9 protein-coding genes are annotated in these 10,522 nt (G+C 74.7%); all 9 read left to right on the top strand.

Annotation, left to right across the window (positions count from 1 at the left end; genetic code table 11):
* Nucleotides 1–62: 62 nt before the first annotated feature.
* The 9 genes from ACLJPY_RS33780 (at nt 63) to ACLJPY_RS33820 (ending at nt 10,504) form a co-directional block, all read left to right on the top strand.
* Complete coding sequence (locus ACLJPY_RS33780; protein ID WP_410594811.1) at nt 63–1,412, top strand: helix-turn-helix domain-containing protein; 1,350 nt, start codon at nt 63–65, stop codon at nt 1,410–1,412.
* On the top strand, nt 1,409–2,839 hold the full coding sequence (locus tag ACLJPY_RS33785; protein ID WP_410594813.1) for a lyase family protein: 1,431 nt from the start codon (nt 1,409–1,411) through the stop codon (nt 2,837–2,839). The genes ACLJPY_RS33780 and ACLJPY_RS33785 overlap by 4 nt, the downstream gene beginning before the upstream one ends.
* Entirely contained in the window at nt 2,836–4,068 is a 1,233-nt protein-coding gene (locus tag ACLJPY_RS33790; RefSeq protein WP_410594815.1) for an ATP-grasp domain-containing protein, read from the top strand. Before ACLJPY_RS33785 ends, ACLJPY_RS33790 begins: the two co-directional genes overlap by 4 nt.
* Before the next feature lie 231 nt (nt 4,069–4,299).
* Complete coding sequence (locus ACLJPY_RS33795) at nt 4,300–4,671, top strand: cobalamin B12-binding domain-containing protein (RefSeq protein ID WP_410594817.1); 372 nt, start codon at nt 4,300–4,302, stop codon at nt 4,669–4,671.
* Nucleotides 4,668–6,983 carry an amino acid--tRNA ligase-related protein gene (locus tag ACLJPY_RS33800; protein ID WP_410594819.1) on the top strand — a complete coding sequence of 772 codons (2,316 nt, stop codon included), beginning with the start codon at nt 4,668–4,670 and terminating at the stop codon, nt 6,981–6,983. The genes ACLJPY_RS33795 and ACLJPY_RS33800 overlap by 4 nt, the downstream gene beginning before the upstream one ends.
* Nucleotides 6,980–8,239: a glutamate synthase-related protein gene (locus tag ACLJPY_RS33805; RefSeq protein WP_410594820.1), complete on the top strand. Its 1,260-nt coding sequence runs from the start codon at nt 6,980–6,982 to the stop codon at nt 8,237–8,239. Before ACLJPY_RS33800 ends, ACLJPY_RS33805 begins: the two co-directional genes overlap by 4 nt.
* 35 nt (nt 8,240–8,274) lie before the next feature.
* Nucleotides 8,275–9,249: a kinase gene (locus tag ACLJPY_RS33810; RefSeq protein ID WP_410594822.1), complete on the top strand. Its 975-nt coding sequence runs from the start codon at nt 8,275–8,277 to the stop codon at nt 9,247–9,249.
* Nucleotides 9,246–10,286, top strand: coding sequence for a PLP-dependent cysteine synthase family protein (locus ACLJPY_RS33815; protein WP_410594824.1), 1,041 nt, complete (start codon nt 9,246–9,248; stop codon nt 10,284–10,286). Before ACLJPY_RS33810 ends, ACLJPY_RS33815 begins: the two co-directional genes overlap by 4 nt.
* A complete protein-coding gene (locus ACLJPY_RS33820) occupies nt 10,283–10,504 on the top strand; it encodes an MbtH family protein (protein WP_410594826.1) in 222 nt (73 codons plus the stop codon). The genes ACLJPY_RS33815 and ACLJPY_RS33820 overlap by 4 nt, the downstream gene beginning before the upstream one ends.
* Nucleotides 10,505–10,522 lie beyond the last annotated feature (18 nt).

Here is a 10,522-nt window from a genome sequence, read left to right on the forward strand (position 1 = left end):
CGGGCCGCTTCTTCCATGGTCATCCACGACCGTCGGGCAAGATATCGACAAAGGGGGAACACATGTCCGGACAGGTCACACCGCAGGTGCGGAGAGCCGCGGAGGTGGGGCCGCGGGAAACGCCCCAGTTCGGCGAACTGCTGCGGTGGCACCGGATGCGCCGGGGCGCGACCCAGCGCCAGCTGGCCGATCTGTCGACGATCAGCGTGCGGGCGATCCGCGACCTGGAACTCGGCAAGGCCCACCGGCCGCGCCGCGACACCGTGCACCTCATCGCCGACGGGCTGGGGCTGACCGGGCAGGAGCGCAACCACTTCGAGAAGGCGGCCGGCGGTGCCGGCCCGGAGCTCAAGCTGAGCTACGCGGCCGGGCCGGTTTCCCCGCCGGCGCCGATGGACGCCCTCGTCGGCCGGGAAGCCGAGGTGACGATGCTCGGCGACCTGCTCGGCGCCGGCAATCTACGGCTGGTCACCGTGACCGGCCTGCCCGGGGTCGGCAAGTCACGGGTCGCCCTGGAGATCGCCGGGTTCCTGCACCGGGAACACCGGCTGCCGGTGCTGTGGAGCTCGGCGTCCGACCAGTCCGCAGCGAGCCGGGACACCGGTTCGGACCCGGTTTCGGAGCTGGTCGCCCTGGCTCTCGAACGCCCCGCCGTGGCGGCCGCGGGCACCGCGCTGGCCGAACTGCGGGGACTGGTCGGCGACCGGCTGACGCTGCTGGTCATGGACGGCTACGAGCAGGCCAACGTCGACGCCGACGCCTTGTCCGGCCTGCTCCGGCACTGCGGCCGCCTGCGGGTGCTGATCACCGCGCGGACCCCGTTCCAGCTGCCCGGTGAGCGTGAGTTCCCGCTGGAGCCGCTGGCCGTGCCGCACCGGCGGGCCGACCGCGACCCGGCCGAGCTGGCCCGGGTCGGCTCGGTGCAGCTGCTCACCCGGTGCATCGGCCGGACCGGCTTCCGGCTGACCGCGGTCAACTCGCCCGCCGTGGCCGAAGTGTGCCGGCTGCTCGACGGCATGCCGGCCCCGCTGCAGGTCGCCGCGTCCTGGTTCATGGTGTGCTCCCCCGAAACCCTGCTGCAGTACCTGCGGGACGACCCGTTCGCGTTCGTCGGGCCGGAGCTCGGCGACGCCGGGCGCTCGGAGCTGAGCGCGCTGGCCGACGACGAACGGGCCCTGCTGGCGCGGCTGTGCGCGGTCGACGGGTGCTGGTCGATCGCCGACGCCGTGCGGCTGAGCAGCCTGGCCCCGGCCGCCTGCGCCCGGCTGGTCCGCCGGCTGCTGATGCGCGGGGTCGTCCGGACCGCGCCCGAGCCCGGCCCGGGCGGCTTCGTCGTGCTGGAGCTGATCAAGCTGCTCCACGCCGACCGGCCCGCCGGTGTGCCGTACCTGCGCGACGAGGCCACCGTATGACCGCCACCGGCCGGCTGCGGCGCGGCCTGCGCCCGCGCACCGCCCGGATGGTGTTCGGCTCGGCTCCCGGCGAACTGGCCGAAGAGCTCCGGCTGACCTCGCAGGTCGACCTGGCGCACGTCGTGATGCTGCACCGGTGCGGCCTGCTCGGCACGGCGGTGGCGGCCGCGCTGCTGCGCGGCATCCTCGTCCTGCGCGCCGGCGACTTCGCCGAGCTGCACGGGGTTCCGGCCCCGCGCGGGACGTACCTGATGTACGAGGGACAGCTGGCCGAGCGGCTCGGTGAGGCCGTGGGCGGTGCCCTGCACACCGGCCGGTCCCGCAACGACCTGAAGGCGACGATGACGGCGCTGCGGATCCGGACGTGGCTGGCCGGGTTCCTGTCGGAGGCGCTCCGGCTCGAAGCGGTCCTGCTCGGCCGCGCCCGCGCCCACCGCGACGTCGTCATGCCGGTCCACACGCACTTCCAGGCCGCCATGCCGGTGACCTACGGGCACTACCTGCTCGGCGTCGCGATCGCGCTGGGCCGCGACCTCGACGCGGTCGCCGCGGCCGGGGCCGGCCTGGACCGGTGCCCGATGGGTGCGGGCGCGGTCGCCGGCACCGACCTGCCGCTGGACCCGGACCTGGTCGCGGTCCTGCTCGGGTTCGAACGCGGCCCGGCCCACGCCATCGACGCGGTGGCGAGCCGGGACGTGCTGCTCCGCCTGCTGGCCGCCGTCGCCGGGCTCGGGATCACGTTGTCCCGCCTGGCCACGGACCTGCAGCTGTGGAGTTCGGCCGAGTTCGGCTTCGTGACCCTCCCCGACCACCTCGTCGGCGGCAGTTCGGCGATGCCGCAGAAGCGCAACGCGTTCCTCTTCGAACACGTCAAGGCCAAGGCGGGGGCGGCGATCGGCGCCTGGACAGCCGCCGCGTCGATGACGAAGTCCACGCCGTTCACCAACACCATCGAAGTCGGCACCGAAGCCGTCGCGGCCGCCTGGCCGGGCCTGCACGCCGTGGCCGAAGCCGTGCTGCTGAGCCAGGTGCTGGCCGGCGGGACCGCGCCGGTGCCCGCACGCATGCGCCGGCGGGCCGAGGAGGGCTTCACCGTGGCCACCGCGGCCGCCAACCGGATGGTCCGCGGCGGGGTGCCGTTCCGGCGCGCCCACCACGAGGTGGGTGCCGCGGTGCGGGCCGCGATCGAACGCGGTGAGACCACTTTGGACAGTGCGGGGCCCGACGTCGCCGCCGTGGCCGCGGCCACCGCGACCGGCGGCGGCCCCGGTGCGTTCGCGGCGACGTTCGCCGAGGCGCGCCAGGCCGCGGTCCGGCGGGCCGCACGGTGCCGCGAGCGGCGCGACCACCTGCGGGCGGCCGCCGGCGGGCTCGACCGGGCGGTCGCGGAAGTCCTGCACTCCGGCGGCCGGGACCACGCGTCGTGACGCCGCTGCGCTGGTTCGTCCTCGTCGAGAGCAACACCACCGGTTCCGGCCGCCGGTTCTGCGCCGTGGCGCGCCGCCGCGGCCTGCGCCCGGTCGTGCTGGCCGCGGATCCCGGCCGGTACCCGTACCTGGCCGAGGACGGCGTCGACCACCTGACCCTCGACACGGGCGACCAGGACGCCGTCGACGCGGCCTGCGACCGCTTCGCCCGCGACGGCGTCGCCGGCGTCACGTCCAGTTCGGAGTACTTCATCGCCGCGGCCGCCGCCGCAGCCGCCCGGCTGGGCCTGCCGGGCCCGTCCGCGGCGGCCATCCGGGAGTGCCGCGCGAAGGACCGGCAGCGGGCCCTGCTGGTGGCCGGCGGTGTCGCGGTTCCCGCGTTCCGCGTGGTGGACGGTCCCGCCGGGGCCGTCGACGCGGCGGGGTCGCTCGGGCTGCCGGTCGTCGTGAAGCCGGTCGCGGGATCGGGGTCGGTCGGGGTGCGGTTGTGCGCCACCGCCGCCGAGGCGGCCGAGGCGGTCGCGGCCCTGCTGGCCGGCGCCGACGAGCGGGGCACCGCGCGCGAACGGCGGGTGCTGGTCGAGGAATTCGCGCGCGGGCCCGAATACTCCGTGGAAACGATCGGTACCGAGGTCGTCGGCGTGACGCGCAAGCACCTCGGGCCGGCCCCGTTCTTCGTCGAGACCGGGCACGACTTCCCGGCGCCACTGGCCGACGCGGAACGGTCCGCGGTGGAACGGACCGCGGTGCGGGCGTTGCGCGCGCTGGGGCTCGGCTGGGGTGCCGCGCACACCGAACTGCGGGTGACGCGGCGGGGGCCCGTGCTGATCGAGGTCAACCCCCGCCTCGCCGGAGGCATGATCACGGCCGTCGTCGAAGAAGCGGCCGGGATCGACCTCGTCGCCTGCTGCGTCGACCTGGCCTGCGGGCGGTCCCCCGCGCTCGTCCCGACCCGCGCGGCGGCCGCGTCGATCCGCTTCCTGGTGGCCGAGCGGGCCGGCCCGGTCACCGCCGTGCGGGGAATCCCCGCCGCGCAGGGGATGCCGGACGTCCGGGCGGTGACCGTCACCGTCGCACCGGGAGCGCGGATCGGCGAGCTCACCCAGTCCTTCCGCGACCGGCTGGGCCACGTCATCACCAGGGCCGGAGACGTCGCGCGGGCGGCTGCGGCCGCCGAGTCGGCCCGGGCGGCGATCGTCGTCGACCAGTCGCCGCCCGCTGCCGGGTGACCGCCGCAGTCCTGCCGCCGCAACTGCCTTCCCCGGCGCCGCCTGCAGCTTAGGTTCTGTTTCGCCGACGTTACCGAGACGCCGGCGGAAATCACCGGCACGACCCGGGCGGCGGACGTTTCTTCGTCCACCGAACGCCCACCGCCACCGAGAACGACGCGAGAGCCCCCAATGAGATCATTTTCTCCTGGTTCCCTGATCGTGGTCAGCAGCACGATTTCCGACTCCCACATGTGGAATCTGGTCTTCCTCCAGTTGCTCGTCGAAGAAATGGGCCACCGGGTGCTGAACCTCGGCGCCTGCGTGCCGGAAGCGCTGCTGGTCCGGGAATGCCGCGACGCCCGGGCCGACCTGATCGTCGTCAGCAGCGTCAACGGCCACGGCGTGAACGACGGCGTGCGCCTGGCCCCGCTCGTGCGGGACTGCCCGGAGCTGGCGCGCACGCCCCTGGTGATCGGCGGGAAGCTCGGCGTCGACGGGACGGGCAACGGCACCGGCCGGGCCGCGCTGGAGCGGGCCGGGTTCGACCGCGTCTTCGACGAGGCGGACGTCCCGGCGTTCCGCGACTACCTGGCCGCGCTGCCGGCCATGGCGATGTCGTGACACGGCAGCCGTCGTTCGGGGCGTTCGTGGCGCGGGCGCACGCGGCGGGCCGGCTGGTCGTGCAGCCGCGGATGGGGTTCGCCGCCCCGGACCGGATGCGCGCCGGGCTGGCCGCCACCCGGCGGGTCTCGGCCACCACGGTCGGCACGGTGACCCTCGACAGCTACACGAGGCTCAACGAACTCGCCGCGGCCGAGCGGGCGCTCGCCGACGGCGTCCCGCTGAACGGCTACCCGATCCTCGCCCACGGCCGCGCCACCACCCGGGCGGTGCTCGAGGGCATCCGGGACGCGCAGTTCCCGGTCCAGGTCCGCCACGGCGCGGCCCGCCCGCAGCACATCATCGGCGCGCTGATCGACTCCGGTCTCGACGCCACCGAAGGCGGTCCCGTTTCCTACTGCCTGCCCTACAGCCGGATCCCGCTGCGCGAGTCCGTGCAGCACTGGGCGCGCTCCTGCGAGCTGCTGGCCGGTCTGCGGGACACCGGCGCGGCCCCGCACGTCGAGACGTTCGGCGGCTGCATGCTCGGGCAGCTGTGCCCGCCGAGCATGCTCGTGGCGATCAGCGTGCTGGAGGGGCTGTTCTTCGCCCAGCACGGGCTGGGCAGCCTGTCCTTGAGCTACGCCCAGCAAACCGACGCCGAGCAGGACGAGGAGGCCATCCACGCGCTGCGCAGGCTGGCCGCGGAGCTGCTGCCCGGGATCGACCTGCACGTGGTGGTCTACGCGCACATGGGGATGTACCCGCGCACCGCGGGCGGCGCCCGGCGGCTGCTCGCGGACGCCGCCCGGCTGGCCGTGCGTTCGGGAGCCGCCCGGCTGATCGTGAAGACCGTCTCCGAGGCCCACCGCATCCCCACGATCGAGGAGAACGTCGCCGCGCTCGAACTCGCCGGGCGCGTCGCGGCGGCGACGACGTGGGCGTCCCCGCGGCCCGACCCGGCCGACACCGTGGTCTACACCGAGGCCCGGCGTCTCGTCGAAGCGGTGCTCGACCTCGACGACCGGCTGCGGGTCGCGCTGCCGCGGGCGTTCGAGCTGGGCCGGCTCGACATCCCGTACTGCCTGCACCCGGACAACCCGCGCCGCGCGACCTGCGCGATCGACCCGGGTGGGCGGCTGCGGTGGGCCGACGTGGGCTCGCTGCCGCTGCCCCGGCCGCCGCACGCCGCCGCGGGCACCCGGCCGACCGCCGCCGGGCTGCTGGCCTCGCTGTCCTACGTGCAACGCAAGTTCGACCTCGAAACCGGTCCGCGGGCAGCGTCCCCGGCCGGCACCCAGCCGCCGCCAGGATTGGACGGAGCCGTCATGGAGCCCAGCCCGAACCCCACCCCGCGCTACCTCCCGCCGCCGCCGTCGGAGCACCTGGCCTCGGCGGTCACCCGGACGGCGCTGAAGGTCCAGCAGCAGGTCCTCGTCGCGGCGCGGGCCTTCCTGCACGGCGACGGCTTCACCGAGCTGCTCCCGCCGGTCATCGGCCCGGTCACCGACCCCGGCATCCGCGGCTCGAAGCAGCTCGACGTCGACTTCTACGGGCACCCGTACAAGCTGATGACCAGCGGGATCCTCTACAAGCAGGCCTCGCTGCTGGCGTTCGACAAGCTGTTCTTCATCGCGCCGAACGTGCGCGCCGAACCGCCGGAGACCAGCTCCACCAGCCGGCACCTCGTCGAGTTCCACCAGATCGACGTCGAGATCTCCGGCGGCACCCGTGCCGACGCCCGGCGCGTCGCCGAGCGGCTGCTGGTCCACATCGTGGCGCACGTGCTCGAAACCGTCCCCGACGAGCTCGCGAGCCTGGGCCGGGACCCGATGGTGTTCACCGAACTGCTCTCGGAACCCTTCGAAGTGCGGACCCACGCCGAGGCCGTCGCCGCGCTGCACGACTTCCAGCACCCGCAGAACCCGGACGCCGAAATCGACTGGCAGGGCGAGGAGCTGCTGTCGCACAAGGCCCAGCGGCCGTTCTTCATCACCGACTACCCCAAGGGTTCCCGCGGCTTCTACGACCGGGAAAGCCCGGACCGGCCCGGCGTGCTGCGGAACTTCGACCTGATCGCCCCCGGCGGCTACGGCGAGCTGGTCAGCGGCAGCGAACGCGAGTCCGACTACGCCACGATCGTCACCCGGATGCGGGAAACCGGGGAGAACCCGGCCAAGTACGCCTGGTACCTCGACATGGTCCGGGCCGGCATCCCGGCCAGCGCCGGCTTCGGCATGGGGCTGGAGCGGCTCACCCGGTACCTGACCGGGCTCGACTCCGTGTGGCAGGTCAACGCCTACCCGAAGATCCCGGGCCTGGTGTCCCCGTGAGCGGCCTGCGTGCCGACGGCTTCCCCGAAGCGGAGGTGCGGTACCGGGCCCGCACCGGCCCCGAAGCCGCCTTCCCCGCACTGAAGTCCTACGGCCACGAAGTCTTCGGCGCGACCGCGACCGCGGACGGCGACCTGATCGACCGGGCGCGGCTGGTGCCGCCGGTGTTCGTGCCGCGGCGGCTGGAGAAGCTGATCGAACTCGGCCGGGAGCCGTTGTTCTCCGACGTCGACCTGCGCACCGGGATCGGCGGGTTCGCCTCGGCCCTGCCGGTCTACCTGTCCGCGTTCGGCTCGACCGAGCTCGGCAGCAGCGAACCCGGGGTGGCCGCGGCGCGGCAGGCGGGCGCGCTCGGCCTGCCGATGGTGATCGGCGAGAACGTCGTCCCGGCCAACGGTTACGGGCGCGGGCCGGCCACCGCGCAGGCGGCCCTGCTGACCCGGGTCCGCGCCTACCTCGACGCCGCGGGCGACGGCGAGGGCGGCGTGGTCGTGCAGCAGAGCACCGAGGACGCCGACGCCGAGGTGTGGAACCTCGTCTACAGCGACCCCGGGGTGGCCCCGCTGCTGGACACCGGGCGGCTCGGGTTCGAGCTGAAACTGGGCCAGGGCGCCAAACCCGGGCTCGGCGGGATGACCGTCGTCGGCCCGGCGGAGGAGGCCCGGCTGCGCAACCGGTACGCGCTGAGCGACGTCTTCGACGGCGAGTCCGGGCGTGTGCTGCGCTCGGCCAGCCCCGGGACGTTCACCGAAGAGATCCTCCGGCAGCAGATCCGCCTGATGCGCAACAACTTCCCGCGGGCCAGGGTGTGGGTGAAGCTGCCGCCCGGCCGGGACGTCGGGGCGGCGGCCGCCGTCGCCTGGGCGGCCGGTGCCGACGCGGTGACCGTCGACGGTGCCGAAGCGGGCACCGGCTGGGCCCCGGCGTCGTTCCTGGACCACGTGGGCCTGCCGCTGGCCGAGTGCCTGCGGCGCGTCGGACCGCCGTCGGGCTGCCTGCTCGCCAGCGGCCGGATGTGGGCCGGCGCCCGCGCGGTCAAGTGCCTGGCGCTCGGGGCGCGCGCGGTGGGCCTCGGGCGGGCGGCGCTCGTCGCCGTCGACGAGGACCCGCGCCACGGCCTCCGCCGGCTCGTCGAGGCCCTCGCGTTCGAGGCGCGGCTGCTGATCAGCGCCCTCGGCAAGTACGCGGCCGGCGACCTCGCCGCGGAGGACGTCTGGGGCTTCGAAGAGCGCCCGGACGGCGGTGCCGGCCGGTGACCGCGAGGACGACAGCGAACATCGGAGGCCACGAGATGGGTGAGCAACGGGAGTCCGTCGTGGACGGCTGGCGGGAACCGGTGGCCGCCGGCGTCGCGCTCGGCGTCGTCGAACCGGGCCGGACCGCCACCGCCACGACGACCAGCCACCACGGCGAAATCCTGCAGGGCGTCTTCGACGACGCCGAGGGCAGGCTCCGGCGCGGCCTGGTGTCGATGCCGTGCCACCTGCACTCCGCGCGGGCGAGCTTCACCCCGGACCCGGGCGCGCCGCTGGTCGTCGAGCCCGCGGGCAAGCTGAAGGCCCGCCGGGCCGCGGAAGCGACCCTGGAACTGCTCGGCCACGGCGACGTCGGCGGCTACCTGGAACTGACCGGCACGGTGCCGTCCTCCCGCGGGTTCGGCTCGTCGACCTGCGACGTGCTGGTGGCCGTGCTGGCCGTGCAGGGCGCGTTCGGCCGCGAGCTGCCCAGTTCCGTGATCGCCCGGCTGGCCGTCCGCGCGGAGATCGCGTCGGACCCGCTCATGTTCGGCGGGAACCCGGTGCTGTTCGCCCAGCGCGACGGCATCGTGCTGGAGGACTTCGGCTGCCGCCTGCCCCGGCTGGCCGCGGTCGGGTTCGGCACCAGCGCGACCGGCACCGGGATCGACACGCTCTCCCTGCCGCCGGCCGAATACACCCCGTCGGACGTCGTGCGCTTCCGCGACCTGCGCGACCAGCTGCGCGGCGCGCTCCAGCGCGACGACCCCGCCGCGCTCGGCGCGGTCGCCACGGCCAGCGCCGAGCTCAACCAGCGGAACCTGCCGATCCCGGGGCTCGACCGGATCACCGCGCTGATCCGCCGGACCGGCGCGGCCGGGCTGCAGGTCGCGCACAGCGGGGACGTGGCGTCCCTGCTCTTCGACGCCCGGCAACCGGACGTCGAACGGCAGCGGGAACACGCCCGCCTGCTCCTGGCCGACCTCGGCATCAAGGACGTCTGGCGCTTCACGGTGGGGGGACCGCGATGACCCGGCAGGTCGGCGGCGCGTTCGCGTCGGTGGTCGAGGCGAACGAACTGCCCCGGATCGTCCGGCTGGAGGACAACCTCTACGCCGCGGTGTTCACGCTGATGAAGCTCCTGCCCGCGCGGTACATCGTGGACCGCGCCCGGCGCAGCGGTGCGCTCGCGCCCGGCGCGACGGTGATCGAGACGTCCTCGGGCACGTTCGGGCTCGGGCTGGCGCTGGTCTGCCGGCTGCGGGGGCACCCGCTGATCGTCGTGGGCGACCCGGCGATCGACCGGAACCTGCGGACGCGGCTGGAGTTCCTCGGCGCCCGGGTCGAGCTCGTCGACGCCTTCGACGCCCCCGGCGGGATCCAGGGCGCGCGGCTGGCCCGCGTCGCCGAACTGCACCGGGCGCACCCGGGCAGCTACGTGCCCGACCAGTACGAGAACCCGGACAACCCGGGCGCCTACGGGATCGTCGCCGACCAGCTGCTCAGCACGCTCGGCCCGATCGGCCGCCTGGTCGGCCCGGTCGGTTCCGGCGGCTCCACCGGCGGACTGGCCGCCGCGCTGCGGCAGTCCGGCGGCGACACCAAGCTGACCGGGGTGGACACCCCCGGCAGCGTCATCTTCGGCCACCACAACGGGAAACGGCTCCTGCGCGGGCTCGGCAGCAGCATCCACGCCGGCAACGTCCGGCACACCGCCTACGACGACGTGCACTGGGTCGGCGCGGCACCGGCGTTCTGGACCACCCGGGAGCTCTACGCCGAGCGGGCGATCTTCGCCGGCCCGACGAGCGGCGCGTCCTTCCTCGCCGCGCGGTGGCACGCCCGCCAGGAGCCGGGTTCGGTGACGGTCGCGCTCTTCCCCGACGACGGCTACCGCTACCTCGACACCGTCTACAACGACGACTGGCTGCGCGCGCAGGGCGTCGACCGGATCCCGCCGCCCGCCGAGCCGAAACCGGTCACCGCCCCCGACGACCTCGACGAACACTGGTCGCACCTCGCGTGGGGCCGGCGGCCGCTCACCGAAGCAAGGAGATTCCCGTCATGAGCAACCCCTTCGACGACGACACCGCCGAGTTCCTGGTGCTGGTGAACGAGGAGAACCAGCACTCGCTGTGGCCGGCGGCCATCGAGGTGCCCGCCGGCTGGACGGTCACGCTCGGGCCGGAGTCCCGCCAGGTGTGCCTCGACCACGTCGACCGCCACTGGACGGACCTCCGCCCGGCCAGCCTGATCGCGGCCATGGGCGAGTCCGGCCGGTCCTGATGTCCGTCCCGGGAGGCG

Origin of the sequence: Amycolatopsis sp. lyj-23 (assembly GCF_046549135.1) — a bacterium.
Classification (GTDB): domain Bacteria; phylum Actinomycetota; class Actinomycetes; order Mycobacteriales; family Pseudonocardiaceae; genus Amycolatopsis.